The 25848-nt window shown below is 37.8% G+C and carries 27 protein-coding genes; 14 read left to right on the top strand and 13 right to left on the bottom strand.

The features are described 5' to 3' along the window. Nucleotides 1-7: 7 nt before the first annotated feature. Nucleotides 8-1054, bottom strand: coding sequence for an LCP family protein (locus tag PQ478_RS15825; RefSeq protein ID WP_289234819.1), 1047 nt, complete (start codon nt 1052-1054; stop codon nt 8-10). Between the two features lie 402 nt (nt 1055-1456). On the opposite strand from PQ478_RS15825, the gene PQ478_RS15820 reads away from it, so the two are divergent. Further along, entirely contained in the window at nt 1457-2740 is a 1284-nt protein-coding gene (locus tag PQ478_RS15820) for an acetyl-CoA hydrolase/transferase family protein (protein ID WP_289234818.1), read from the top strand. Nucleotides 2741-2756: 16 nt separating this feature from the next. Here the strand turns inward: PQ478_RS15820 and PQ478_RS15815 are convergent, their stop codons facing one another. From PQ478_RS15815 to PQ478_RS15805, 3 genes are all read right to left on the bottom strand, one after another. Continuing rightward, entirely contained in the window at nt 2757-5294 is a 2538-nt protein-coding gene (locus PQ478_RS15815; protein ID WP_289234817.1) for a CBS domain-containing protein, read from the bottom strand. A gap of 103 nt (nt 5295-5397) precedes the next feature. Then, nucleotides 5398-6060 carry a hypothetical protein gene (locus tag PQ478_RS15810; protein WP_289234816.1) on the bottom strand — a complete coding sequence of 221 codons (663 nt, stop codon included), beginning with the start codon at nt 6058-6060 and terminating at the stop codon, nt 5398-5400. Nucleotides 6061-6320: 260 nt separating this feature from the next. Further along, nucleotides 6321-6911 carry a cell wall hydrolase gene (locus tag PQ478_RS15805; RefSeq protein ID WP_012959757.1) on the bottom strand — a complete coding sequence of 197 codons (591 nt, stop codon included), beginning with the start codon at nt 6909-6911 and terminating at the stop codon, nt 6321-6323. A 356-nt stretch (nt 6912-7267) separates the two neighbouring features. On the opposite strand from PQ478_RS15805, the gene PQ478_RS15800 reads away from it, so the two are divergent. Both PQ478_RS15800 and PQ478_RS15795 read left to right on the top strand, forming a co-directional pair. Continuing rightward, the gene (locus tag PQ478_RS15800) at nt 7268-8083 is read left to right on the top strand and encodes a CAP domain-containing protein (protein WP_289234815.1); all 816 of its coding nucleotides are present in this window, start codon (nt 7268-7270) and stop codon (nt 8081-8083) included. Between the two features lie 103 nt (nt 8084-8186). Further along, nucleotides 8187-9311 carry a D-alanyl-D-alanine carboxypeptidase family protein gene (locus PQ478_RS15795; RefSeq protein WP_289234814.1) on the top strand — a complete coding sequence of 375 codons (1125 nt, stop codon included), beginning with the start codon at nt 8187-8189 and terminating at the stop codon, nt 9309-9311. Between the two features lie 49 nt (nt 9312-9360). On the opposite strand, the gene coaA is transcribed toward PQ478_RS15795, so the two are convergent. Beyond that, the gene (gene coaA / locus PQ478_RS15790; RefSeq protein ID WP_012959754.1) at nt 9361-10311 is read right to left on the bottom strand and encodes a type I pantothenate kinase; all 951 of its coding nucleotides are present in this window, start codon (nt 10309-10311) and stop codon (nt 9361-9363) included. Nucleotides 10312-10457: 146 nt separating this feature from the next. Beyond that, entirely contained in the window at nt 10458-11267 is an 810-nt protein-coding gene (locus PQ478_RS15785; protein WP_012959753.1) for a PRC-barrel domain-containing protein, read from the bottom strand. Between the two features lie 198 nt (nt 11268-11465). Between PQ478_RS15785 and PQ478_RS15780 the strand changes: the two genes are divergently transcribed. The 4 genes from PQ478_RS15780 to PQ478_RS15765 all read left to right on the top strand — a co-directional run bounded on the left by PQ478_RS15780 (nt 11466) and on the right by PQ478_RS15765 (nt 15863). After that, nucleotides 11466-11900 carry a MarR family winged helix-turn-helix transcriptional regulator gene (locus PQ478_RS15780; RefSeq protein WP_083633347.1) on the top strand — a complete coding sequence of 145 codons (435 nt, stop codon included), beginning with the start codon at nt 11466-11468 and terminating at the stop codon, nt 11898-11900. A gap of 32 nt (nt 11901-11932) precedes the next feature. Further along, a complete protein-coding gene (locus tag PQ478_RS15775) occupies nt 11933-12913 on the top strand; it encodes a ring-cleaving dioxygenase (protein ID WP_289234813.1) in 981 nt (326 codons plus the stop codon). Between the two features lie 29 nt (nt 12914-12942). Next, on the top strand, nt 12943-13560 hold the full coding sequence (locus PQ478_RS15770) for an alpha/beta hydrolase (protein WP_289234812.1): 618 nt from the start codon (nt 12943-12945) through the stop codon (nt 13558-13560). 131 nt (nt 13561-13691) lie between these two features. Then, a complete protein-coding gene (locus tag PQ478_RS15765; protein WP_289234811.1) occupies nt 13692-15863 on the top strand; it encodes a DNA topoisomerase III in 2172 nt (723 codons plus the stop codon). Nucleotides 15864-15914: 51 nt separating this feature from the next. On the opposite strand, the gene PQ478_RS15760 is transcribed toward PQ478_RS15765, so the two are convergent. Continuing rightward, the gene (locus PQ478_RS15760; protein ID WP_289234810.1) at nt 15915-16211 is read right to left on the bottom strand and encodes a hypothetical protein; all 297 of its coding nucleotides are present in this window, start codon (nt 16209-16211) and stop codon (nt 15915-15917) included. 33 nt (nt 16212-16244) lie between these two features. After that, complete coding sequence (locus PQ478_RS15755; protein ID WP_012959747.1) at nt 16245-16382, bottom strand: hypothetical protein; 138 nt, start codon at nt 16380-16382, stop codon at nt 16245-16247. 175 nt (nt 16383-16557) lie between these two features. Here PQ478_RS15755 and PQ478_RS15750 point away from each other — a divergent pair, with 175 nt between their 5' ends. The 4 genes from PQ478_RS15750 to PQ478_RS15735 all read left to right on the top strand — a co-directional run bounded on the left by PQ478_RS15750 (nt 16558) and on the right by PQ478_RS15735 (nt 18839). Beyond that, a complete protein-coding gene (locus PQ478_RS15750) occupies nt 16558-17403 on the top strand; it encodes a DUF2268 domain-containing putative Zn-dependent protease (RefSeq protein ID WP_289234809.1) in 846 nt (281 codons plus the stop codon). A gap of 59 nt (nt 17404-17462) precedes the next feature. Next, entirely contained in the window at nt 17463-17669 is a 207-nt protein-coding gene (locus PQ478_RS15745; RefSeq protein WP_031311585.1) for a YuzI family membrane protein, read from the top strand. 128 nt (nt 17670-17797) lie between these two features. Further along, on the top strand, nt 17798-18544 hold the full coding sequence (locus tag PQ478_RS15740; protein WP_012959745.1) for a YjbA family protein: 747 nt from the start codon (nt 17798-17800) through the stop codon (nt 18542-18544). Between the two features lie 172 nt (nt 18545-18716). Continuing rightward, a complete protein-coding gene (locus PQ478_RS15735) occupies nt 18717-18839 on the top strand; it encodes a hypothetical protein (RefSeq protein WP_012959744.1) in 123 nt (40 codons plus the stop codon). 180 nt (nt 18840-19019) lie between these two features. Here PQ478_RS15735 and trpS read toward each other — a convergent pair whose 3' ends face one another. Further along, nucleotides 19020-20012: a tryptophan--tRNA ligase gene (trpS, locus tag PQ478_RS15730; RefSeq protein ID WP_289236993.1), complete on the bottom strand. Its 993-nt coding sequence runs from the start codon at nt 20010-20012 to the stop codon at nt 19020-19022. 194 nt (nt 20013-20206) lie between these two features. Between trpS and PQ478_RS15725 the strand changes: the two genes are divergently transcribed. Continuing rightward, the gene (locus tag PQ478_RS15725; protein WP_289234808.1) at nt 20207-21343 is read left to right on the top strand and encodes an MGDG synthase family glycosyltransferase; all 1137 of its coding nucleotides are present in this window, start codon (nt 20207-20209) and stop codon (nt 21341-21343) included. A gap of 50 nt (nt 21344-21393) precedes the next feature. Here PQ478_RS15725 and PQ478_RS15720 read toward each other — a convergent pair whose 3' ends face one another. Next, nucleotides 21394-22485 carry a class II aldolase/adducin family protein gene (locus PQ478_RS15720; protein WP_289234807.1) on the bottom strand — a complete coding sequence of 364 codons (1092 nt, stop codon included), beginning with the start codon at nt 22483-22485 and terminating at the stop codon, nt 21394-21396. Then, nucleotides 22482-23723, bottom strand: coding sequence for a zinc-dependent alcohol dehydrogenase (locus PQ478_RS15715; RefSeq protein ID WP_289234806.1), 1242 nt, complete (start codon nt 23721-23723; stop codon nt 22482-22484). The genes PQ478_RS15720 and PQ478_RS15715 overlap by 4 nt, the downstream gene beginning before the upstream one ends. A 174-nt stretch (nt 23724-23897) precedes the next feature. On the opposite strand from PQ478_RS15715, the gene PQ478_RS15710 reads away from it, so the two are divergent. Continuing rightward, nucleotides 23898-24776: a diacylglycerol/lipid kinase family protein gene (locus PQ478_RS15710; protein WP_289234805.1), complete on the top strand. Its 879-nt coding sequence runs from the start codon at nt 23898-23900 to the stop codon at nt 24774-24776. A gap of 15 nt (nt 24777-24791) precedes the next feature. On the opposite strand, the gene PQ478_RS15705 is transcribed toward PQ478_RS15710, so the two are convergent. Then, a complete protein-coding gene (locus PQ478_RS15705; RefSeq protein WP_158305572.1) occupies nt 24792-24944 on the bottom strand; it encodes a hypothetical protein in 153 nt (50 codons plus the stop codon). Nucleotides 24945-25012: 68 nt separating this feature from the next. Beyond that, the gene (locus PQ478_RS15700) at nt 25013-25180 is read right to left on the bottom strand and encodes a hypothetical protein (protein WP_012959737.1); all 168 of its coding nucleotides are present in this window, start codon (nt 25178-25180) and stop codon (nt 25013-25015) included. Nucleotides 25181-25270: 90 nt separating this feature from the next. Between PQ478_RS15700 and PQ478_RS15695 the strand changes: the two genes are divergently transcribed. Further along, the gene (locus tag PQ478_RS15695; RefSeq protein ID WP_075681086.1) at nt 25271-25828 is read left to right on the top strand and encodes a TlpA disulfide reductase family protein; all 558 of its coding nucleotides are present in this window, start codon (nt 25271-25273) and stop codon (nt 25826-25828) included. Nucleotides 25829-25848: the final 20 nt, after the last annotated feature.

The raw sequence follows: 25848 nt of genomic DNA, 5'->3' as shown, positions 1-25848 counted from the left end.
ATTTCCTCTACATATCTTCATCATCTTCGGTTGTTGAATCATTAGCAAATCCCTTTGATTCATTGGAGAAGAAGGAATGGATAGCTTCTTTATTTTTTTCGAAATCAAGTTCAAGTACAGCACCAGCATGGCTGTAATGTTGGTCGCTGTAACCATCTTTAACCGGAATTCTTAATGTCTGTACATCATCAACCGGATTTAAGATGAAGTCACGTCCTAAACTAAGCATCCTAGTTGTTTTAATGTTAGTATCTAAATATGGTTCAACAGATCCGATTAGACGTGGAACTCTTGTAAGACCTGAAACCGTTAAAAGTTCATTTTTTAACAAAGTCAACATCTCTTGCTGCCGTTCCACACGGCCAAAGTCATTATTAGCATCACTTCTGAAACGTACATAATTCAATGCTTGCTGGCCGTCAAGCACTTGTGTACCAGGTTCAAAATCAATGACTGTACTTCCGGATTGGTAGTACATGCGATCTTCAACATCTACTTCTATCCCTTTAGGGGCAATCGTATCAACGACTTCAACAAAGCCATCAAAATTAACCATAGCATAATAATGAAGATCTAATCCAAAGTTATGTTCAATGGTTTCTCTTAAAAGGTCAGGACCTCCTAAGAAAAACGAGGCATTAATTTTATTATCACGATATCCAGGAATTTCAACGTATGTGTCACGCATAATAGATGCTAATTTTGCGTCCCCATTTTTGGGATCATATTGAGCCACCATAATTGTATCTGTTCTAGCTGGTTCATCTTCAGCAGTATCCACACCTATTAACAATACATTAATAGGTTCGTTATTCTCAGGTTCCTTTGATTGAAATTCATGCACTTCCGTTTCATCTTCTAACGTTTCGTCACTGTCGTTTGTTTCAGTTAAGTTTTGTTGGGCATTATTTTTTCCTAATTCATATTGAAAAACTGCAAAGGCAGCAGTTGAAATAAACAATAAAGAAAAAAGTAAAAGGAATGAAACAAATAATTTTTTGCGTTTCCTAGGTCTTCTTTTATGTCTATCGGATCGTCTCCTGCGTGTGTCCACCTAAAACTCCTCCAATCTCAACAAAAAAGATTCTTGCTCTTTTTGTTGGTATAACGAATTTCATTATATCAGATTTTTTCTTTTGAACCGGTAAAAAATAAAAAAAACGTCTAGAATTCGACAAATTACCACATTAACAACAAAAGCTGGTATTATTTTCGTGAGTGGCATTTAGGCACTGGTTCATACTAAAAAAGAGTTATTTATTGAAACCGTGTATGAATGTGCAGGTGGATGTAAGAAAAATATGAGTATACAGAAAAGTTTTACTTTACTTAAACGGCTCGGTTTGCCTTGGTTGTAGGTATTTAACATAGTATTATTATTATTGCTTGAGGAGATTCAAAACATAAGAAGAAATATTGGGGAATTGTACCCGTATGATGTAGGAGGATTTTTGTCATGAGTGTGCACGAGTTATACAAACAAAAAAAAGCTGCCACTTCCTTGGAAGCGGTATCAATAATACAGCCTCGTGAAGATATTATCGTACCCCTTGCAGTCGGGGAACCACCTGGATTAGTTCTGGCATTAGCGGAACATAATGGATTAGAGGGAAATCGTTTATTTCAAATGCTTTCTCTTTACCCTGTTTTAGCAGTCGATCCATCTAAGGTGAAAATTGTTTCTATGTTCTTAAATAAAGATGAGCGTCGTGCATTTTATGATAAAGAAGTGGATCTGCTTCCAAACCACTTTTCAGATTTACCGCAAATTTTAAAGGAGACTACACATGATCGAGTGATTATGGCCGCCGTTTCACCAATGGATGAGGACGGATATTTTTCACTAGGAACAAATTGTGATTATGTAGCCCCTTTATTAAAAGACGCAAAACGAATCATATTAGAAGTGAATGAGAATATGCCTAGAACATTCGGACAAAACCACATTCACATTGATCAAGTAGATGCGCTTATAGAAAATCATGTGGAACTGCCTGTGACACCAGAAATCCCTTTAAGACCTGAGGATGAGATCATTGGAAAAACAGTAGCAGATTTAATTCAAAACGGAGATACTCTTCAAATCGGCTTTGGAGCGATTCCAAACGCGATTATGAACTTCTTAAAAGATCACCGAGATTTAACCATCTTCACTGAAATGATTCCAGATAAAGTGGTGGACTTGTTTGAGAGCGGAGCTGTATCAAACCTTTCAAATCCACTTCATAAAGGGAGTATGACAGCAACGTTTGCTTTTGGCACAAAAAGACTTTATGATTTCATGGATCAAAATAAACAAGTTCAAATGTATCCGGTTGATGAAACGAATGACAGCTGTTTAATAGCAAAAATCAATCAGCTTGTTACAATTAATGCCACGATTGAAGTCGATTTAATAGGTCAATGTAATTCTGAATCAATAGGCGGGCGCTACTATTCATCAACTGGGGGACAAGGAGATTTCGGAATTGGTGCAAGAATGTCAAAGGGCGGGAAGGGTATTATCTGTCTTCACTCCACAACAAAAGGCGGCACGATCTCAAAGATTGTTCCGACATTGGCTACTGGTTCTGTTGTTACAACATCAAAAAATGATGTAGACTATATTGTTACAGAATATGGTGTGGCTAAACTTCGAGGCAAGACCATTAGGGAAAGAACACAAGCTTTAATTGATATCGCTCACCCGAATTTCCGAGATGAACTTACGGAAAAGGCAAAAGATATGGGTTATCTATAAAAAAAGCAGAAGCTAACTACAAATGGTTAGCTTCTGCTTTTTGTTTTTCTTCGAGTACCCACTTAGTTGCTTCTTCTTTTGATGAAATTTCCCCGTTGAGCTGTTTGATTTCAAGCTCAAATAAGTAATCTCTGAAATGAGGTCCAGGTTTAAAATCAAGTTTTATCAGGTCATCTCCAGTTAGATATAAAGATATCTTCTGTCTCTTTTTGAAGTAATCATCTAAGTGAGTGTGGAATCTTTGGGTTGGATCCAGCAGGTAGAAGCGCAATATTTCATCATGCACAGCATACAAATACCTGTGTAATTCACCTATCGATTTAATCTCTTCTATTGGTGCTTGTTTAATCTCATTTAACTGTTCGATAAAGACTCGTTCTTTTGCCGTCATAATATAGAGTTGGATCATTTCACGCCAATTAGAAAGCGGAGAAGCAAGTGCTGTTAACATATGAAAAACAGTATGGCCGGATTGATTAAACACCCTCTCTGCATATTGCCAAGAAGATGCGGGCAGCTCTTTTTGAAAGAGTGTTTTCCATACATTTAGTGTATCCAAAAGGTAGAAAGCTTCTAGGTCTTTTGCTTCCTTATGAATTAAGGTTAGTTCCTGCCTTAGTCTTTGCTGGCTTAGAGAAAAAAGGTGAGACATCGCGCTTTGTGCGAGCCTGGCCGTTTCTTTTTCGATGGAATAGCCGAACCTCACTGCAAAACGAACAGCTCTGAATATACGTGTTGGATCTTCAATAAAACTGATTGGATGAAGGATACGAATTTTTTTCGCTTTAAGGTCTTCTATCCCCTGATATTCATCTAATAACTTGCCAAACGAATGTTCAGATATCGACATGGCCATAGCATTAATCGTAAAATCGCGCCTTGTAAGATCCTCATGAATATTTGATGATCTTACAATAGGAAGAGAGGCGGTTTCCGCGTAGTATTCAGTACGGCAGGTAACGATATCGATTTTCATATCGTCAGGAGTCGTCCATGTAGCCGTTCCAAATGTATCATGTTTTTTAATGCTGCCACCATTAGAAGCAGCTAAAACATTGGCAAATTCAATTCCATCCCCTTCAATGACAACATCCAAATCTTCATTAGGTCTTTTCAATAACAGATCACGAACAAACCCTCCGACTAAATAGGCATTTACCCCAAAACGGTCTGCTTCTCTTCCAATCAGCTTAAGCAAATGAAAGTGTTCCTTACTTACTGTGTCTTCTAAACGTTGCACAAGATTTGGGAAGTTGGCTTCATATTCTTTTTTTTGAAGATAGGAAATAATATTTGTTCTTGAAATGATCCCTGCAATGTTTTGATCGTCCATAATGGGGATGCGCCCGATATTATGACTAATCATAGCCTGCTGCACTTCATCTATGGTTGAATCTACTTGTTTAGTAACGATCTCTCGTGTCATATATCCTTTGATAGGCGCATGACCATATTGATGGTGAATCGCTTTGTCGACATCTCTTCTTGAAATAATACCAACCAGTTCTTCATGGTCATTTACAACTGGAAAACCGGTATGGCCAAAGCGAATCATCATTTCTTTAGCATCTGTTATCGTGTCATTTTCATGAATTGTTTTAACTGGATAACTCATCACTTCTTTAGCTGAAACGGTGTGTTCAACAATCATATCTATCAGAGGGAGTACCTTCCTGCGAGCCTCTTCTAAAGTTGTTTTCTTCATCATAGCTGAAGCCGCTTGGCTATGTCCTCCACCACCAAGCTCTTTAATAAATGATTGAAAATTAATACGTGTAGAACTGGCTCTGCAGACGAGGTGGACATGCTTGCCCATTTTGACAATAGTAATTACAGCATCGGCAGAGCTAGCATCTAATAATTTTTCTGTAAGGCTGGATAATCCATTTTGAAAACGGTCTTGCTCATGACATGAAACAACTACCTGCAGTCCATCTAATTGATGCAGCGTCTGTGAGTGAAATAATTGATTAAATAAAGTCTGTTCGGCTTCGGTTAAGGCTGGAGTGACAAATCGATTAACAATCTCAATATCTAAATGATGTTTCATTAAAAAAGAGGCTGCATGAAAATCACGCGATGTAGTGCTAGGGAACGTGAAATTGCCTGTATCAGAATACAAACCTAGACCAAATAGATTGACCTCTTCAGTTAAAAGATGAATATTTTCTTGTTCGAGATGTTCTATTAATAAAGTAATAGCGGCACCTACTTGTTCAATTTGATGACTTTCTTTTTCATTTATATGTAGTTGAAAGGGAGGGTGATGATCATACACAATCGTTTCGATCTCATCCATCAATTCTTCACTTGGAATTCCAGTTCGATCAATAGCTTGGACATCTACCAAGATGATTGAGGTAACACGTTTCCATTCAATCGACTCATAAGTGGAAAATGAAAAAAGATCTTTGTAGATTGACATATAGGTGGTGACACTTCGATCTAATTTATCAGAAATGGCAATGATTGCTTCTGGATATAATTTTTTTGCAGCAACCATGGAGGCTACACCATCGAAATCAACATTTTGGTGAGAAACGATAACTTGCATGCAGGTGTTCACTCCCTAGTTTTTTCCTTATTGTATCAAAAATAAGAAGGGGAAGACATAGGGAGATCTAATATGTGCGCAAAATTGCATAAAAAAAGAGAGGTTAAAGCCTCTCTTCAAATAATATGCCAGTATGCTGATAAGGAAGTTTTTCATAGGGGTTGTTGTTTAATGTCGGTTCGCATTTGTCTGCAAGAATAGTTTGGTACTCGGTCAAAACTTCTTTCATAAATGAACCTATGAATTCAGAAGTGACCTTAGTTCTATTTTCGTTTATACTGTATGTTTTTTCATCAAAGGTTAAAAGAGAATGAGAGGTTTCTATCACTCCATACTCTTCAAAAGTAGTGGCAAAGCCTGCATATACTTGATGCAGTTTAGCAGTATAATTTTGGCAGCTGATTTGATCAGTATGTTTTAGCGATTGAATGAGTTGATTGTAGCTGTTTACTAACTTTAATACTAATTCTTTCTCTGGATCATTTTCCTCGCTTGTTAAGAGAGCTGTGCTGTTATTTTGAACCTCATTTCGAGTAAATCGATCGGAGTGAACGTTCGTTTTACTTGATTGAGCAAGGTGTTTTTCATAGTAATAATCGTAGCTTGTAAGCTGGTGGTCGCTAGAATGCTTGGTGGGATTTTTCGTTGCTTCCGCTTTCTCAACCGGCATTACTGGATTTACCCCGTTTGAACTGGACATTTTATTGACAAAGCTTGTATGGATACGATTTGCTCGAAGTGAGGTTACTCTTGATAGACGAGCCATAATACATTGCACCACCTTTCCTATTAAGTTAAGAGACTTATTATACATATACATATTCTAAGTTATGAGTTGTATTCCCTTTTTGTACGTCTTTAATCTTTAAAAATTAATTATTAGAAAAATCTTTAATGCATGGAGGTTTAGTATGAGGTTTAGTATGAGGTTTAGTATGAGGTTTAGTATGAGGTTTAGTATATAGAAAAGCGGGTATAAAAAAAGAAGCCGACACAAAATGCCAGCTTTTTAATTGGATCTATTATTTATTTTGCAAACACGTGTTTACCGATACGAACAGTTTCTGTTTGTGTGCCAATCCAATGGTTTGTTGCAATTTCTGGATTGTAGAAGTAGATAGAACCTTGGCTGTCACTTTGAAAGGCAATGGCTTCTTGTACAGCTTGTTTTGCTTCATCATCTGCCGGCTGATTAATCATACCGTTTTGAACAGGTGAGAAAGCATAATGTCCTGATGGACCAATTTCGTTAATAACTTCTTTGATCGTATCAGGAAACTCAGGATGATCGACACGATTAAGCACGACGGTTGCTACAGCTACTTTACCTGCATATGGCTCACCTTGAGCTTCTGCATGAACTAGACGTGATAACAATTCACGCTCTTCCGTTGTAATAGCAGCCGGAAGGGAAAGTGTTTCTCCTACTTGAAGCGCTGATGTTTCTTTATTATTAAGTTCTTTAATTGAATCAACAGTTACGCTGTATTGTTGTCCTAATTGATAGAGTGTATCGCCTTTTTGAACGGTATGACTGTGTGATGCCGCATCAGCAGTTTGGTTTGCAGTGAATGCTAGAGCAATTCCTGCACATATTGGTAAGATGTATTTCTTCATTTAGAAAACCTCCTGTAATCTATGCTGTCTACTAAACTAACAAAAAATAGAGTAGAATACTTCCTGAAATCTTTTCCATTCCTCTGAAATATCCTCACAAATCCCTTAGGTATCGAATTGCCTAGGCTTTTTTACATTTCTGTAACGAATATTGAATAAATCTATAAAAATATGAATAAAAGAATGAATATTTTTTGGTCATTTCTGTGTTTCTTCCTTATATTATAAAGGTTTTTTAGTGTGGATTGATGCTTGGTTTATACAGTAATATGCATGATTTACCATAGGAACAAGCTAGATTCTGTGCTAGGATTTTGATGTACCAAAAAAACAACAACCTTCAAGGAGGCATTTTCATGAAGAAATTTATCGTTACAACAATCGCCGCTGCAACAATGGCAGCTGGTTTTGCTGGTCAAGCTGCTGCATCTGAACAGCCAAATACAAAGGTTATCACACAAAAGCATGTGATTGCATTAAATGGTGCAGATCAAGAGTCTATTCAAAAATTAATAGAAGAAGTAAAGCAAACTAGTAATCTACAAGATTTACTAAATAAATGGAATATTACATTACCAGAGCTCGAAAAAGAAATGCAAAAAGAAGAACCAGCTCCAGAACAAAAAGAAGAGCAGCCGGTTGAAACACCTAAAGTAGAACAGCCTGCTGAAGAAGCACCACAAGAAGAAGCACCACAAGAGGAAGCTCCTCAAGCTGAGCCGGCTCAACCTGTACAACAACCAGCTCCAGCTGAAGAAACTGAGCAAAATTCAGAAGAACAATCACAAGAACTGTCTGCTGAAGAACAGCAAATGGTTAACCTTGTTAATGAAGAACGTCAAAAGCAAGGTCTTGCACCTTTAAATATTGATGTTGAGTTAACAAAAGTTGCTCGTGTTAAAGCGCAAGATATGATTGATAACAACTATTTCGCTCACCAATCACCAACTTATGGTTCACCATTTGAAATGCTTGACCAATTTGGTGTGAGCTATAACACAGCTGGTGAGAACTTAGCTGGTAACCAAACGGTTGAAGCAGCTCACCAAGCACTAATGAATTCTGACGGACACCGTGCTAACATTTTAGGCGGTAACTACAGTGAAGTAGGAATCGGCATTGTTGATGGCGGTCCTTACGGTAAAATGTTTGTTCAATTATTTAAAGGGTAATAAGGTACCTTAAAAACTGATGGATTAAGAACTTGGTCAAGCGGCCAAGTTCTTTTTTTCGGAATGAACCAATTGGTTATAGTGTAAAAAAGGAGGACGATCAGTGAGCAAGAGAGGCATCACGAGAGTAAAGAGCATCATGCTCCTGTTGTGTGTTTCGTTCTTGATTGCCCAGGCTGTACCACAACAAGCAAAAGCATCTGATACACCTGTTATCGAAAGTGAAACAGCGGTACTCATAGACGGGGCCACAGGAGAAACGTTATGGGGAAAAGACAGTACAAAGAGAATGTACCCGGCGAGTGTCACTAAAATTATTACAGCCATAGTAGCGATAGAGGAAGGGAACTTAGAAGAAAAAGTAGCTGTTAGTGAGAATGTAATGGATGTAATTGGCACAAGAGTATACCTTTTGCCAGGAGAAGAGGTCAGCTTATTAAAGCTTGTACAGGGACTAATGATTAACTCAGGAAATGATGCGGGCCTAGCAATTGCTGAGCACATGGATGGAAGTGAAGAGGCCTTTGCACAAAGAATGAACAGATTTGTTGAAGAAGAGATCGGTGTAAAAGATTCCCATTTTACAAACCCACATGGCCTATTTGATGAAAACCATTATACAACAGCGAAAGATTTGGCGATGATTACGAAATATGCAATGGAAAATGAGGTGTTTAAAGAGATTGCCCAAACAAAAGAAATGGAATGGATTGGAGAAGGTTGGGAAACGACAATTTATAACCATCATCGGATGTTATGGGATTATGACGGGGTGACGGGTGTGAAAAATGGATTCGTGCAGCGCTCCGGGTTTACTCTATCTACAGCAGTAGAGCGCGATGATATGGAGTTAATAGCAGTGACATTAAACGCCCCTGCGGCAAAAGTTTCTTACCAAGATACGGCAGCCTTATTTGATTATGGCTTCACGCGCTATGAACCTCATGTTATAAAAAGCGATAGATTGTTTAGTGATGAGAGCGGCCGTAAATATGAACTAGAAAATGATATTTATTATGTGATGGAAAAAGGGAAAGAATCAACAGTGGAAGTGACTAATGAAGGAATGTTACAAATAAAGAATACGGAAGGGAAGGTTCTTAAAGAAGTCCCTTTAAAGGAGCAAAAGGATAAAGAAGATCTAATAGATAACCCAAATGTGAATGAAACAGCTGAGCAAGGGTTTATCCAGTGGTTTTTGAGGTTTATCCCTTTTACTAATCCTTAATCATTAAAAAAGCCGAAAGATGAACGTCTTTGCGTCCATCCTCGGCTTATTATTTTTTCTTAACCATTATTTCTTCTACTCGATGTCCGGCCCCTTTTTTCAAAATAAGATCGGCACGGTTTTTAGTAGGCCTAATATTACGTTCAAGATTTACCCCATTTATACTTTTCCATATATCAGTTGCAAACCCGACTGCTTCTTCATCAGATAAATGTCTGTAACGGTGGAAGAACGATTCAGGTTTTTGAAAAGCGGTATTCCTTAAGAGCTTAAACCTTTCAATGTACCAGTTTAAAATGTTATCTTCTTCCGCATCAACGTAAATAGAAAAATCAAAGAAATCAGAGACAAACATTTGTGGGATTTTTTTATTCTTTTTATTTACTTGAAGAACATTGATTCCCTCTACAATCACTACATCTGGCTCTTCTACAATCTGTTTTTCAGTTAAACGATCATACGTAAGGTGAGAGTATAAAGGGGTTTCCATGTAAGCGCAACCAGACTTTAAGTCGGTTAGAAATCCGAGTAAACTTTCAATATCATAGCTCTCAGGAAAGCCTTTCCTCTTCATTAATCCCCGTTCTTCTAATACGGCATTTGGTAAGAGAAAACCATCTGTTGTCACAAGATCAACTTTAGGCTGCGTAGGAAAACGTGAAATTAATGTTTGAATCAATCTGGCTGTCGTACTTTTTCCAACTGACACACTTCCAGCGATTCCAATAACAAATGGAACTTTTTTTGTTTTCTTTTGAAAAAATTGATTTAGATCTTTATGCAAGTGGTTTGCATGCTTCATATGCAAATATATGAGCTCTGAGAGAGGCAGATAGATATCTGTTACTTCCTCGGCTGAGATCGTTTCATTAAGCCCTTGCAGCTGTTCTCGCTCATCAGCTGTTAAGGTAATGGATGTTTTGTGAGATAAATTCGCCCATTCATTTCTTGTAAACGTAGTAAATGCAGACGGACGAGAAACCATTTGGTAGGTAGTCATGATAGTCTCCTTTTCATACCAATGAATGTTACGTTCTATTGTACACTATTCCATATAAATCGATAAGGATCAATTTATTTTTCTTCCACTAAAAAAGATCGCTAAACTTAGTAATAAAGTTTAGCGATCTCATAAAGCAGTGGAAATTAGCGAATATCTACCCAATATCCCTTGCGATTGTAATGCTCATATAATGCAGCCTCATCTTCACGCGTAATAGGCTGGTCGGATACAAATTCAGGTGCATCCTCGATTCGTTTATTTTCTAGGTCAAACGTAATCGTGTGATCTCTCCAACTCACATCATTAAGCCAATCGATGGAAACAAGTACTAGTTCTTTATTGAAGAAGCCTCCAACATTTACGACAAAGTATCTTATTTTCCAATCTTCATCATCTATGACACAGTCGTGGATCTTACCTGCTTCACCATCAGCTGTATGAACTTTATAGCCTTTAATATCTTCTACACTAATCAGCTGCTGATCTTCACGATATTGCTGTTCTCTTGCATGTGCCTCATCGCTGCGCAAACCATTATGCTCTTCACGCGGGGCTTCAGGATTAAATATAGGAGGCATCATAGGAGCATGAGCTTGAAAGCCAGTTATATCTCTTCTTGCGGCGTTATCCGCCCAGTAATTTTCCCAACCGTAATAAGAGCTTAGTTGCTGTTCGTATCTCCTCGTAATCGGTTCATGTTCTTCTGGTTTAGGGCTATCTTTAATTTGATCTTTCGTCGCATTAACTGCAATACGCTCATTCGATCGGTCAATTTCTTTAAAAGATAATGGGCTTAGCAGAACTTTTCCTCCAAAAAACCATGTCCTTGTATCACCAACAAAGTAACGAATGGTTGCGGTATCGGAATCAAAATAAAAATCATCCAACGAACCTAATTCTCCGTCGCTAGCTAACATAGAATACGATTTTAATGTCTTTGCGCGTAATAACATATCGTCAATCATCCTTCCTATTTGTTTTACTTTTTCATTTGTTTCGAGTACTTTATTGTTTGTTTTCTTATAAAGTAAGTTCCCGAACTTGGGCATATTAAACATAGAGTTATATGACCAGCCGGCCAATAAAAAGTAAATGACTTTACAATTTATCAGTTTAGTACTAAACTGATAAATGTGGGAGGTGAATTAAACGTGTTTAGCAAATCAAAACATGAAGATCGCTTAAACGTACTAATCTGGTTTCGTTTAGCTAGGCTGTATCATGCGAGTATTAAACAGTCTAATCAACATTTAAGTCAATGGGGGTTAACTGCTTCACAATTTGATTTACTCGTTCAAATCGGCACGCATCAACCTCTTTCACAACAAGAGTTAGCGGAAAAGCTTTTTGTTACAAAAGGAAATATTACGCAAGCAATCGTTAAGCTTGAGGCAGAAGGTTTAGTATTACGTAAGCAAGAGTGGCGTACAAAAATATTGAGTTTGACCAAAAAGGGAAAGGCATTGTTTGACGAAGTGGTGCCAAAACAAGAAGAATTTCAAGCCTCTCAATTTAATGGCTTAACAAAAATAGAACAAAAAGAATTACTGCGTTTATTGCGAAAAGTAGAAGGTCATAACAATTAGAATAAAATTGATTAAAAATAGGAGTGATGATCATGAGTAGAAAGCCTTTAAAAGGACAGCACCACGTATCAGCCATCACAGCAAATGCGAAGGAAAATTACCGGTTTTATACAGAAATATTAGGGATGAGATTAGTCAAAAAATCCATTAATCAAGATGATCCGTCCGTCTATCATTTATTTTACGCAGATGAGCGGGGGAATCCTGGTACAGATTTAACTTTTTTTGAAATTCCTCATGCTGGAAAAACGTATCATGGAACAAATAGTATAACGGCTACGTCTTTAAGAGTTCCTAACGATAAAGCATTAGATTATTGGCTGAATCGTTTTGAAGAATATAAAGTGGAACATGATGAAATGACAAGGCATACAGGAAGAGCGATTCTTCCTTTCAGAGATTTTGAAGGGCAGCGCTTAGTATTAGTATCAGACGAACATGACAACGGTGTGAGCGGAGGTTCTCCATGGAAGGATAGCCCTGTACCAGTTGAACATGCGATTTATGGGTTAGGTCCGGTTACTTTAACGGTTTCTCGTCCGGAATTAACGGAGAAGGTTCTCACGTCAATTATGGGCTTCCGCGAAACAAGACAATATGCACCGCTTGTAGAAGGTCAGAAGCCTGTGCGTGTATTTGAAACAGGTGAAGGCGGATCAGGAGCTGAGATTCACTTAGAAGAACGTAAGGACATGGAGCGTGAGAGACCAGGCAGAGGTAGTGTTCACCATGTGGCTTTTAGGGTTGAGAATGAAGAAGATATGAAAAAGTGGGTCGAACATATCAATGAGATTGGCCTGCCAAACTCGGGTTTTGTAGAAAGATATTATTTTAGATCCCTATATTTCAGAGAGCCAAACGGCATTTTGTTTGAATTAGCTACTGATGGCCCTGGTTTTGAAGGAGATGAGCCGTTCGAAACACTTGGTGAGAAACTTTCGCTGCCTCCTTACTTTGAAAGTCAGCGTCCGCAAATTGAAGCAAACCTTAAACCGTTAAAAACAAGCAAGTAAGATGTATGTTAGTAAAGGAGGAGATTTGAATGAAACTTGAACATATTTATAAAGAAGCAGCAAAAGAAAACATGCCTACGTTACTTTTGCTGCATGGAACAGGTGGGAATGAAAAGGATTTACTGCCCTTAGCAGATATGATTGCACCTGATGCCTCAGTTCTTGGTGTAAGAGGAAATATTCTAGAAAACGGGATGCCTCGATTTTTTAGAAGAATAAGTGAAGGTGTATTTGATGAAGAGGATCTTATCTTCCGTACAAACGAATTAAATGAATTTCTAAATGAAGCTTCCGAAAAGTATAAATTTGACCGTCACAATATCATTGCAATCGGCTATTCAAATGGTGCAAATATAGCCGCTAGCTTACTTTATCATCATGCCTCATCATTAAAAGGGGCGGCGCTGTTCCATGCGATGGTTCCTAGAAAAGGAGTAGACATTCCAAACTTAGAAGATCTCTCTGTTTTTGTCGGAGCTGGCAAGGCAGATCCTTTAATCCCTGCAGAAGAAACAAAAGAGCTGATCGATCACTTGCGCGATGCAGGGGCTCATGTGACAGAACACTGGGGCGAAGGCGGCCACCAATTAACAAGAGATGAAGTAATCGATGCGAAGTCTTGGTTTGAGGAAAAAATAATCAAATAAAAATAGTAAGCATACCTCGCTGATAGTAGGCCGGGTATGCTTTTTTTAAGTGGAAATGTATTAAAAAGAGGACAAGTGTTCCCTTGATTGCCTCACTTGCTGTATACTTATAAGTCTAGGGGGGAGTTTAAATGAAGTTAATCATTGCAGAAAAACCTGATCAAGGAGCAAAGCTTGCCGCCCCTTTTCCAATGGTGAAAAAGCAAGGTTATATAGAAATTAAGTCATGTGAGATGTTTCCTGAAGGCGCATTTGTAACATGGGCAGTCGGTCATTTATGTGAATTAGAGTCACCAGAAAAGTATGACCCTAAATGGAAATCGTGGAAGTTAGATACTCTGCCCATTTTGCCGCCAACATTTAAATATAAAGTGAGTAAAGGAAAATATAAGCAATTTCAAGTTGTGAAGAAATTAATAGAGAATCGAAAAGTGAGAGAAATCATCATGGCAGGTGATGCAGGACGGGAAGGTGAATTAATTGTTCGTTTGATTATTGAACAATGCAGGGCATCTCATCCGTTAAAACGTTTATGGTTATCATCACTAACAAGACAAGCGGTAATTGATGGTTTTAACACGTTAAAGCCTGAACAGGAGACACGTCCTCTTTATGATGAAGCATTAAGCCGAGCATGTGCTGATTGGTTGATAGGGATGAACGCTTCTAGAGCCTATACTCTGCTTCTTGGTGAAAAAGGGATTGATGATGTGTTCTCCACAGGACGCGTTCAAACCCCTACACTAGCACTGATTGTGAAACGTGAAAAAGAAATCGAAGCCTTTAAGCCTGAACCATTTTGGGAAGTGAAGGCTGCCTTTAAAATGGGAGAGAAAACATATGAGGGTGTTTGGCATAAAAAGGGTGAAACAAGGGTGGATTCAAGTAGGCAAGCCCTGCAAATTGCTCAATTTTGCGAGGGGAAGCCAGCAATTGTTCAAGCTATCAAAGAAGAGAAAAAGGAATACGCTCCGCCTTATTTATACAATCTATCAAGCTTGCAAACTGCCGCTAATAAAAGATATAAATATTCCCCTAAAAAAACACTCGACCTTGCTCAAAAGCTCTATGTAAAAGGGTATATTTCCTACCCGCGTACAGACTCAAGCTTTGTTACGAAAGGGGAAGCAAGTACCTTTCCGGCAATCCTTCAAAAGCTTTCTGCATTTAAAGAGTATGAATCGTTTTTTCCTTTACCGGTTAAAAGCTTAATGAACAATCGACGATTTGTAAATGATCAAAAGGTAAGCGATCATTATGCGATTATACCGACAGAGCAAGTACCTAAGCAAGAGAGGTTAGGGGCTGAAGAGCGAAACATCTATGATTTAATTGTACGGTCGCTTCTTGCTGCTCATGAAAATGCAGCGATTATAAGTCATACTCAAGTGGAAACGATTGTTGATGGACGTGCAACGTTTCAATCGAAGGGCAAGCAAATGATAAATGAAGGCTGGCGGAAAATTATTTATGAAGGTAAAAAGCAGGAGGATACACTTTTACCTCCACTTTCGCATGGTGAAGAAGGCGTCGTTTCAAAGTCCGTTGTAAAAGAGGGTATGACTCAGCCTCCTAAAAGGTACACAGAAGGTCAGCTCATAACGGTGATGAAAGCTGCAGGTAAGTCAATTGAGGATAAAGAACTCGAAAAGGTTATGATGGAGTCACACGGACTCGGTACAGAAGCAACAAGAGCAGGAATTATAACGGTGTTAAAAGATAGAGGATATATGAAGGTAGAGAAAAATATAGTTTTCCCTACTCAGAAGGGCCGGTTATTAATTGATTCTCTTGGCACAAGTATCCTTGCTTCAGCTGAAATGACAGCTAAATGGGAACAACGGCTTCGTGAAATTGGAAAAGGTGCCGCTTCAAAGAACGATTTTATGGAGCAAGCTAGAAAATTATCTGTTCATTTAATTAATGAAGCGGTATCTCAATCTAGATCATGGGATTTTACAAACATTGATACATCAAGCATCAAGCGAAGAGGCGGAAAAGGTTCCAAGTCGTACACAAGAAACAGGCAAGTCAAGAAAACAGTAGGTCAGTGCCGGTTATGTCAGGGTGAAATCCTAGATCGGGGTACGTTCTTTGGATGTTCCAATTATAAGTCGAAAAAATGCACGTTCACTTTATCTAAAACTCTGCTTGGGAAAAAATTGACGGAAACCACCGTCACCACATTGTTATCTAAGGGAGAAACAAGGGTTTTAAAAGGTTTTAAAAAAGGGGAGCAGACATTTGATGCCGCCCTCCGTTTAACTCCTGAAGGGAAAATCACTTTTCAAAAAAAAGAATAACCTCTTTTCATTCAAAAAGGATGCAGCTACGTATCGTATGCCGCATCCTTTTTATTTTTTACGATTCATAAATGCATCAATCACATCCCCGAACGGCATTTCGCTTACCTTGTCAATGATCTTCTCTAACTGGGTTTGTTTACGCAAATTCCCTTGAAGAACAATTTCGACATTTTGCTCATTATCAACAAGTACCGCTCGAACGGTGAGGGCATTCGTTGCCAATGCGGCAATAACGGCAATTTGCTGAGGAGTAAGAGCATTAGAATCTTTATTCTGCTGGTTGTTTTTTTGATTGTTATAAAAAGATCCATTTTGGCCGCTGTAAGGTCCGTTCTGTTGATTCATATCACTTACCACCCATCCTAGCCAGTATGAAGGTTAACCTAAGAGGATGACATCTTCTGTAGGTGAGGCAGTATCAGAGTCGACGGTGCCAATACCTAAAGCAAACGAGCCAAACAATAGCACCACAACGAAAAGTAATATAAGCCTCTTAGCTTCTTCTTGATCGGACATTATCTACACCTCCATGCCCATCTGTTCTTCCTCCATCTTATGAAAAGAAAGCCTGCTAGGTGCATGCCTTGTTTAGAGTGATCACAGTTAAAAAATAGAACTAATTCTTAATAAATTTACCTATAAGCGGAATCATTTCTGCTTCTCTCATCATAAAGTAGTACTAAGAGAGGGAGTGATAAGGATTGGTATTGTAAGAACGGACAAGTGGTTAACTCTTTACTTGGCTGAATGGAAAAAGAAATCCAACCTTATGCAAAAGATTGCATGGCATCAAAAAATGCTCATCTCTCCATTAGAGAAGGTGAGTGACTCTCTGCCAGATACAAATAAATTACAACAACATTTCATTCAATCAGGTCTTATTTTGCCAGAGGAAGATAGTCATCAAGACATCAATGAAATGCTCGAACGCAATTATTGGAAAGTGATATCCACCCATTATCAACAATTAAAACAAAAGTGGTCAGCTCATGATGCTGGGGTGTATATTTTTCCTGCTAGTAAAGATCAAGCTTCTATTCAATCTCTTGGCGGGAAAAATGGACTAACCATAGATCGTTTTATCTTTCTATTTTTAACAAACGGGTTATCAAATTCAGAATTAAAAGCCATTATTACGCATGAATATCATCATATATTCAGACTCTCTGTAACCGAAGAAACGGAAGAGTCGATTACTTTCTTAGAATCAATGATCATGGAAGGGTTAGCAGAGTTAGCTGTAAGTCAGGAAGTGGGAAGGGATTACACAGCGGTTTGGACGAAAGAACTTTCTTTGAAGCAGATGAAAAGGGTATTTAAAGAATGGCTCGAACCCCATTTGTTCACAAGAGGCAGAAAGGACCATCACACTCTCTTATATGGAGGCGGACCTTATCATGTACCGAGGTGGCTTGGGTATCGTTGTGGATATCTAATCGTAGAGCAGGCGTACAAAACGTTTAATGAACGTTCGATAAAAACAGTGACTGAAATACCAGCTGAAGATTGGCTGTCGGCATCAGGGTTTCTAAAGTGAAGGAGGGCGGTACATGTTTGTAATTTATTATTATACTAAGTGGATTGGCAGTGGTGAGTATGGTTAGAATTTTCATTATGTTTGTTGGATTTGGATTTTCGGTTGCAGGAGGAATAAGTTTACTTGCCTATTTGAATTTACTTACTTTAGGCTATGAATTCTCCTATTATATGCGTTTTATTACAACTAGAGTTGAGTTCTATTTGTTTATTCTTGGAGTAATAATGGTCATTGGATCACTGGCTATTCCAGATCGCAGAAAGTAAGCCGGTATAATAATTTCGACTGAGCAAGAGGGTCAGCTATCTATTAAATGTATCGAGGAAAGTGTTTAAAATTCTCAAAGCTTGCCTATACTGTGGATACAAATCGCAATCAGTAAGGGGGGCTTTATATGGTCCATATCAGGGACGTATGGGTCAATTGGTTTGAAGGGGAAGAGAATGGTTATAACGTGTGCGATTTTTTTGAATGGCGCAGTGATGACCGAATCGAGGTACTCGATCAAGCAATTTTGATTAAAGTCAGCCAGGAATTATACGATTATATTGAAAATCATTTGTCAGACCTGCCAGAAGATTTACTTGAAGCCGTACACCAGCAAAGTTATTTACGTAAAAATATGTCACGGATTCAATTGGATTATTGTTTTATTGCAACAGATGGTGCTGGCATCATCGCTGTTGATACTATGGGCTACAAAACACCGATTAGGAAAAGCCGCCTGACACCTAGACAGGATCAAATTGTCTATGAAATGCTAGAACAAAATCAATTTGAGACATTTGAGTTAAAAGAAAAACATGAACCTAAAGAATATCATATCTTATCTCCAGACCCAGATGATATGCGCGGCCTTACTCGTAAGGAGCGTCAGCTGAAACAGCTTTTATATATGGCGCTAGATCAGCTTTATCACTCAGGGAATGATGCAGAAGTACGTTATTGGTACACGGAATGGAATCCTAGAGACTATGTCAGAATTCAGATGATGACTAGGGATGAAGCATGGCATGAATTATATAATGAAGTCAAAGCAGGGTGGTCAAAACAGCATCATCATTTATGTGAAGCAATGGTGAAGGGACAAGCCTTCTTTGAAAAGCTGTGGGAACTAGAGCATGGAGAAAGTGTAAAGTAAAACATTGGTGATTTCTCATAGAAGATGAATCCGGCCATATCATTAATTAATCGTTTTCATTATGTTTGATCTAAATATGTGGATCGCGTGAAACATTGGCTTCTAACATTTACAACCTACTTTAACTCTCCTATAATAAAAAGGACTATGGCATAGCAGGGAGGGGAAACGTGTGGAGACAATGGACAACTTTGCATATTTAATTATGCAGATCCTTACGGTCGTTTTACTAGTGGGAACTTTAGGTCTTTCTTTCTTTGTAGGGAAAGTATGGAAGAAAAACCACGGATATTAAAAAGTGTTGAATTAAAATGAAGCTGCACCCAGCCTTAAAGGAGAGTGCAGCTTTTTTGTGCAATCAAACTTTTTTTGCTTATATCTAGATTGATTGGAGCGATAAGCAACAACTGATATAGGAGTTGTTTTTTTGTGATCCTCATTTGCCTTATATGCTTATTTAAATTCATCCGCTAGATTAACGCTTTTTACGTCCGAGTCCCATTGCGCGCTCCGCTTTCTCCACCATTTTGCTAGCTGTGCGGTTTGCTTTTTCGGCCCCTTCATCGAGGATTCGATCGAGTTCTGCAGACTCAATAAGCTCATGATATCGTTGTTGAATCGGCTCTAGCGTACTCACAACAACATCAGCTAAATCTTGTTTAAATTCCCCGTAGCCTGCCCCTTGATACTTTCTTTCTAATTCTTCAATTGATATTCCTGAACATAACGAATAAATGGATAATAAATTCGAAACGGCAGGTTTATCTTCTCGATTAAATTTAATTTCACCATCTGTATCAGTTACAGCACTCTTGATCTTTTTTGTGATTGTTTTTGGATCATCAAGCATTGAAATATAGCTTTTTGCATTAGGGTTTGATTTACTCATTTTTTTGGAGGGGTCATTTAACGACATAATACGTGCTCCGACTTTTGGAATACGCACTTCCGGTATTGTAAAGATGTCATTATATTTTTTATTAAATCGTTCTGCAAGATCTCTTGTAAGTTCGAGATGTTGTTTTTGGTCTTCCCCAACTGGCACAATGTCTGTTTTATAAAGAAGAATATCAGCTGCCATTAAAGGTGGATAAGTTAATAGTGAAGCAGATACAGCCTCTTTCCCGTCAGACTTATCTTTGAATTGAGTCATTCTCTCTAGCTCGCCAATATAAGCTACACATTGCATCATCCAGCCAAGCTGCGCATGTGCAGGAACTTCTGATTGAATAAATAAAGTAGATTTATTAGGGTCAATTCCAACAGCAAGATATAAGGCAGCAAGACTTCTGATGTTTTCTCGTAACTTTAATCGATCTTGCGGTACTGTAATTGCATGCTGATCTACAATACAGAAATAGCAGTTTGCTTCATTTTGCATATCTACAAAATGTTTCATTGCCCCTAAATAATTTCCAAGAGTTAATGTACCGCTAGGCTGAATGCCTGAAAAAACTGTTTTCATAATACACGACCTTCCAATCATTATCTAATTATTGTTATGTATGTAATGTAATAAGAAAATCATAACAAATTGTTACGGAAAATCCTAGTCAGCGTTATCTGTCTTGCTAATTAATTTGAATAGTATCCTTTACTCATTTAAGGAAATAATATGGTTACCTGCTTAGTTTTTAGAAGGTTAGAGGAGGGATATTACCATTGAGCCATATAACCATTTTTTCAGCTTCAATCGGGCATGGTCATAATGAAGCATCAAAAGCATTAAAAGCGCAGTTAGAAGAGGAGGGTAGAAGTGTAGACATTGTGGATACTTTTCATGCTATACATCCAATCCTTCACAAATCGTTTGTCACAGTTTACTTAAATATGATTAAAAGAGCACCTACTCTATGGGGAAGTCTTTATAAATATGGTGCTGAACATTCTTGGTATTTATTAGTAGATAAATTAGCATCTTTATTTTGTGGAAGATTGAATGCGATTATTACAAATCAAAATACATCCATAATGATTTCCACCAACCCTTTTGTCACATCTTTTCTCTCCATTATAAAGAAGAAAAGGTGTTTAGATATTCCTTTATATACAATTATTACTGATTTTGATTTGCATCCGGGGTATGTGAGGCCTGAAGTAGACGCTTATTTCACTGGTTCACCTTATCATGTTGAATTCGCTGCTGAACATAATATTCCCCTAGAACAAATTCATTTTACAGGGATACCTATAAAAGCCATTCCAGAACCTTTAACACCAAGAACTCAAATGAGGGAGGAACTTGGCTTAGAGCCTTATACAAAAACCATCCTTATTACTGGGGGAGGATTAGGATTAGGTAAATACAGTGAAATTATTCGTTCATTAGAAGAAATAAAAGAGCCTCTCCAGGTCCTATGTATGACCGGAATAAATCAAAAAGTAGCAAAGCAATTACAAAAAGTGCAAAGTACACATTCTATCAAAGTTATCGAATTCACAGAAATATTTTTAGATTATTTACGTGCAAGTGATGTTGTATTATCGAAAGCTGGCGGCTTAACTATGTCAGAAGCCCTTGCTTGTGAAACGCCTATGTTAATTTATAATCCGGTTCCAGGACATGAAGAAAATAATGCGACGTTATTGTCCGGTTTAGGTGCTGCTGTAAAAGCTGATCAATTATCTGAAGTAACATTGTTACTTGAACATATTCTTTTTAATGATACGCATTATAATACCCTTGTACAAAACGCAAAAAGATCAAAGAAGCCTGATGCTGCAAAGCAAATTGCAAGGAAAATTGAACATTTACAAGATACTAAAGGAGTAAACAGTGATCGTCTGCAACCTTCATAGGAAATAAACTGCCTCGATTAAGAAGCAGTTTATTTTTATGTGTATTTATACTAATTCATAGGAATTTGACGTTGAATTTTACCTTCTATGCGTTCAAAGATATTTTCAAGAGATGGTCCGGTGATGGTTAAACCATGGTTTTTTAGGCCGATGATGGTTTCATTGGGATTTTCAGATTCTCTTACTAATTGCGCAACTGTTTCTGCTAATTCCAGTGTACCGCATGGGTAATTAATTTCTGTTGCCTTTATACCATCCATCCATGCGTGAATATGCACAATGGCTCCAACATCAGGATGTTCTTTATAAATCATCCAATGTTCAATGGCATCCACTGATGCTCTTTTAGGTTTAATATTCGGAGGAATACTAACCTCCATTTGATTGGATTCCTCGTTATACCCTTTTATATAAAGGATATCTCTACCTACTTCATTCATATTTGATTTATCAATTCCGCTCGCACTCATCCAGAAATGATCTTCATTAGAGCGTGCACTTAAATTTCCGTAACTTAATCCGCCAATTCCATAAAGTTTATTTAAATGACGCATATCTCTATCACTTAAATAATGGTCAAGAGGAAATGGGGCTGGCAATAAATCCATCATGTCTAATTTTTTCCCCGAAGCACTAAGTTCAACCGTAACTTGATCTCCTTCCCATTTAGCAGCTGGCAAGTCTTCAGAAAATTGATTATTAATGACTAAACGAGAGGTTGATAATGGCTGCAGGCGTTGAAAGACCTTCATAAAAAATGTGTGATCATCTTCCCCTTTATTATGTTGAATAGAATAACAACCCTGCTCAGGAGTGAGAAAATGAATATTAACTTGATCATTCTTATGATTTACATAAACGAGGTGATTAGCTAACGAACGTATAAGAAAGGGATACACTTCTTTAAAAATATCATAAGGTGCTCCATTGCTTTCTAATATAGCAACAACAAATGTAGCTTGTGCTTTTCTTCGGTAAGGTTTTGGATTGTCTTCATCGATAAAATGAAAAACAAGGTTTGTGTGTGGATCAGATTGATTTGTCTGGTTAAAGCCATTTTTAATAAAAGTTGAAGTGAGACCAGAGGATAACCAATCTAGTGTTGAAGTTGGTGGTTGGGAACTGAAAGTAAAGTTAGTCATGCGCTTCCTCCTACTGTCTTATCATGGTCAAAAATAACTTTTAAGACATCTTTTTTTTGCTTTTTCGATATAGTTTGAAATGCAAGTTTATAGTCTGCTAAGGAAAACCGATGAGTAATGAGGGGAGAGAGGTCGACTTTCCCTCGCTTCATAAGTTCAATGGCAATATCCATTGTGTCTATATTTTCACCTTCAAACTCGTTAAAGCTGTAAGCAAAGCATCCTTTAATCGTTAGTTCATTTAACCAAACGGCAGTCCAGTCAATTTTTTCCATGACACTTGCTAGTCCTAGTAATACCACTTTCCCGCCGCTATTAGTAAATCGTAAAGAATCTTTAATGCTTTTATCTTTACCTACACATTCATATACAATATCTGCCCCGCCTTGTATGACTTCATCGCCAATAACTGGCCTTAAGACTTCGGCATTTAAAACACGTGCAGTTTCCCCTACGTAAGACTTGTCCAAATAAACAATATGGTCTGCCCCGTAGGACTTAGCAGCTTCCCCTTGAAATGAATACTTCACAAGCATTGTGATAGAACACGTTATATCAAGAGCACGCAGCGCGACTAAAACGGATAAGCCTATCAGTCCGCCACCAATAATTAATACATTATCGTTTGGTGAAGGTGGGTTTCTAAGAACGGCATGCAAGGCACAGCTAAATGGCTCTACTAATACACCGTTTAAATCATCGACCTCATCAGGCAAAGGTTTAATTTGACTTTTATGTGCTACTAAATATTGTCCCCAGCTACCACCCGTATTGTGGCAGGCGCCGATAAGCAAGCCTGGTTGAATGGATCCTTTATTCTTGTTAATGCAGAGGCTTTGATCACCTCGCATGCAAGCAGGACAAGGTTCCATATCCCGGCTTTCACAAGATAAGACAGGATTAATCACAACTCGTTGACCTTTAGAAAGTCTATCCACGTTTGAGCCTACTTCATCTATTTGTCCTACTGCTTCATGTCCGATTGTGAAAGGAAAAGATACAAAAGGTGAAGTAGAGGGACTATCATGTAAATATAAAAGGTTCATATCACTACCACAGATCCCCCCATATTTGACCTTTACCTTAACCCAATCTTCATTTGGTAAGGTTGGTTCATGAATTTTCCTCCACTGTAAACAAGAGATGTGATTGTTCCAAAAAACGGTTGGTATAAATCTGCCTATGGTCTTTGAGAGAAGATATCTAGGAATGGTGAAATCAAATTGCAATGCGTTCATTAGATCGACCCTTTCTGAACTTTTTTTTAATATGTGCATTTTCTGCCTAGATATGTATATAGTTACCAAAAAAATGAATGAATTGGGCACAAAATAGTGATCCTATTAAAGGGATCCGTTGATAGATGAGGAATTAAGACAAAAGGCACAAATATAGACGGGGGTACAACTATTATGTTCGTTTTTATTGTAAACACTAAAGCTGGAAAAGGTAGAGCGGAAAGGGTCTGGACAAGAGTAGAGGAATATTTAATAAACAATAAAATTGAGTACCAAGTATTAAAAACGGATTCTAAAGAGGAGATAATACTGTTAAGGTCAATTCTTGAGAATGCTCGAGGTAAGGTGAGGTGTGTGATTGCAGTCGGGGGTGATGGAACAAGCCATAGCGTCATTAATGAATTAGCAGGAACAGATGTCCCATTCAGCCTAATTCCGACTGGTTCGGGTAATGATTTCGCAAGAGCCCATGGTATAAGTAAAGATTGTATTAAACAGATCAATCATATAGTAAACAGTGATCATGAAAAAATGGATGTGATCACAGTGGGGGCAAAGAGTTGTCTCACAGTCATTGGGCTTGGCTTTGACGGTTTAGTTGCTAAGGTTACTAATGAAATCAAAATTAAAAAATGGCTGGGCAGTGCTGCTTATATTTACAGTGTGCTAAAAGTATTGAATTATTTTAAACCGGCGAATGTTGTATTAACTATTGATGGTGAGGAGATGAAGGTTGAAAATGTATGGCTTATTGCTATAGCAAACCATCCATATTATGGCGGAGGGATGAAGATTTGCCCTAATGCATCGAGCAAGGATGGGTTATTAGATATATGTGTAGTTCATAGTTTATCCAAATGGAAATTGTTGAGCATATTTCCTTTAGTATTTAATGGAAAGCATTTGGGAAAAAAAGGAGTCAATGAGTATAGAGGAAAGACTATACATGTCTCTTCTGAAAAGCAATTAATGATTCATGGAGATGGGGAGATGATTGGAGAAACTCCAGTAACCATTTCTGTAAAAGAGCAGGCACTAAATGTGATATCGTAACGAAATGAATTTTCGTTACGATTTATAAGGATTAAGTTTATTAGCAAGAGTATATCTTTTTTGTGTTTTCTGATCATAGTTAAAAACTTCTTCATATTCAAGGGCAAAAAGAATTTCAAGAAATTCAATACTAATATTTTTAATTGTTCGTAAGCTGAAACTCATCATCTATTCCTCCTCTTAGGTGGTTACATTTAATGTAAGCAAAACAAGAGAAAAAATACTGAACTTAATTATTAATTATTTGTTTTTCTTTCGCGAAGTCTTAAAACCCATAAAATGATATTAATAGCAGCTATAATAAAGAAGAACCAATCTGCTTCTGTATAGTTGGTATAGGCTAATATCACATAAATTCCTAAGATCGTTACAGCAATCACTTGTAAGATTTGTAGCTTGGTCAAAATTATTCCACTCCTTTCGCATCATTACTGATAGATGGACATAATCTACATTATAGCATCTTGTTTAGTTATAAGAAGGGAGGATAATAAATGAAGGTTCGCCAAATGGCGTTTAGAAGTGCTCTTATATTGATCCTTTGTTCAGTCGGGTTTATGTATAGCCAGTCAGAGAGTGTATTTCAGCAAGTTGAAGAAGCTGTAGCTGCCTCAGTTAAACAGGGGGTACAAGTTGGTAATGAGGCGAAGTCATTTGAACTTCATTCATTACGAGGGGAAACCGTTTCTCTTAACGATTTTCACGGCACACCTGTCGTTATTAATTTTTTTGCTACATGGTGTCCGCCTTGCCAAGAAGAAATGCCTGTCATTGTAGAATTAGAGAAGCGCCTGACTCAAAAAGGGGCAAAGTTCATAGCGGTTAATATGACTAGTCAGGAAGCAAGTATTGCTGAGGTTGAACCGTTTTTAAAACACTTTAATGCCTCATTTGATGTGCTGCTTGATGAAACAGGAGAGGTCATGAATATGTATCAAATTATCGGTATCCCAACAACCGTTGTTATCGATGAAAATGGAGTCATTGTTCAAAGGATAAATGGAGGACTCTCATACAGTATGATGGAGGATCTATATTTATTTAGACAGTGATGAAGATAGAAAAAAGAAGA

It is taken from the genome of Alkalihalophilus pseudofirmus (genome assembly GCF_029094545.1).
GTDB lineage: Bacteria > Bacillota > Bacilli > Bacillales > Bacillaceae_D > Alkalihalophilus > Alkalihalophilus pseudofirmus.
This window is presented reverse-complemented; position numbering and strand designations above follow the sequence as displayed.

Excerpts from the sequence above, each read along its gene's own strand:
- PQ478_RS15820 (WP_289234818.1), top strand. The coding sequence starts at position 1,457 with ATGAGTGTGCACGAGTTATACAAACAAAAAAAAGCTGCCACTTCCTTG.
- PQ478_RS15815 (WP_289234817.1), bottom strand. The coding sequence starts at position 5,294 with ATGCAAGTTATCGTTTCTCACCAAAATGTTGATTTCGATGGTGTAGCC.
- PQ478_RS15810 (WP_289234816.1), bottom strand. The coding sequence starts at position 6,060 with ATGGCTCGTCTATCAAGAGTAACCTCACTTCGAGCAAATCGTATCCAT.
- PQ478_RS15805 (WP_012959757.1), bottom strand. The coding sequence starts at position 6,911 with ATGAAGAAATACATCTTACCAATATGTGCAGGAATTGCTCTAGCATTC.
- PQ478_RS15800 (WP_289234815.1), top strand. The coding sequence starts at position 7,268 with ATGAAGAAATTTATCGTTACAACAATCGCCGCTGCAACAATGGCAGCT.
- coaA (WP_012959754.1), bottom strand. The coding sequence starts at position 10,311 with ATGACTACCTACCAAATGGTTTCTCGTCCGTCTGCATTTACTACGTTT.
- PQ478_RS15785 (WP_012959753.1), bottom strand. The coding sequence starts at position 11,267 with ATGTTATTACGCGCAAAGACATTAAAATCGTATTCTATGTTAGCTAGC.
- PQ478_RS15775 (WP_289234813.1), top strand. The coding sequence starts at position 11,933 with ATGAGTAGAAAGCCTTTAAAAGGACAGCACCACGTATCAGCCATCACA.
- PQ478_RS15770 (WP_289234812.1), top strand. The coding sequence starts at position 12,943 with ATGAAACTTGAACATATTTATAAAGAAGCAGCAAAAGAAAACATGCCT.
- PQ478_RS15765 (WP_289234811.1), top strand. The coding sequence starts at position 13,692 with ATGAAGTTAATCATTGCAGAAAAACCTGATCAAGGAGCAAAGCTTGCC.
- PQ478_RS15760 (WP_289234810.1), bottom strand. The coding sequence starts at position 16,211 with ATGAATCAACAGAACGGACCTTACAGCGGCCAAAATGGATCTTTTTAT.
- PQ478_RS15755 (WP_012959747.1), bottom strand. The coding sequence starts at position 16,382 with ATGTCCGATCAAGAAGAAGCTAAGAGGCTTATATTACTTTTCGTTGTG.
- PQ478_RS15745 (WP_031311585.1), top strand. The coding sequence starts at position 17,463 with ATGGTTAGAATTTTCATTATGTTTGTTGGATTTGGATTTTCGGTTGCA.
- PQ478_RS15740 (WP_012959745.1), top strand. The coding sequence starts at position 17,798 with ATGGTCCATATCAGGGACGTATGGGTCAATTGGTTTGAAGGGGAAGAG.
- PQ478_RS15720 (WP_289234807.1), bottom strand. The coding sequence starts at position 22,485 with ATGACTAACTTTACTTTCAGTTCCCAACCACCAACTTCAACACTAGAT.
- PQ478_RS15715 (WP_289234806.1), bottom strand. The coding sequence starts at position 23,723 with ATGAACGCATTGCAATTTGATTTCACCATTCCTAGATATCTTCTCTCA.
- PQ478_RS15710 (WP_289234805.1), top strand. The coding sequence starts at position 23,898 with ATGTTCGTTTTTATTGTAAACACTAAAGCTGGAAAAGGTAGAGCGGAA.
- PQ478_RS15705 (WP_158305572.1), bottom strand. The coding sequence starts at position 24,944 with ATGATGAGTTTCAGCTTACGAACAATTAAAAATATTAGTATTGAATTT.
- PQ478_RS15695 (WP_075681086.1), top strand. The coding sequence starts at position 25,271 with ATGAAGGTTCGCCAAATGGCGTTTAGAAGTGCTCTTATATTGATCCTT.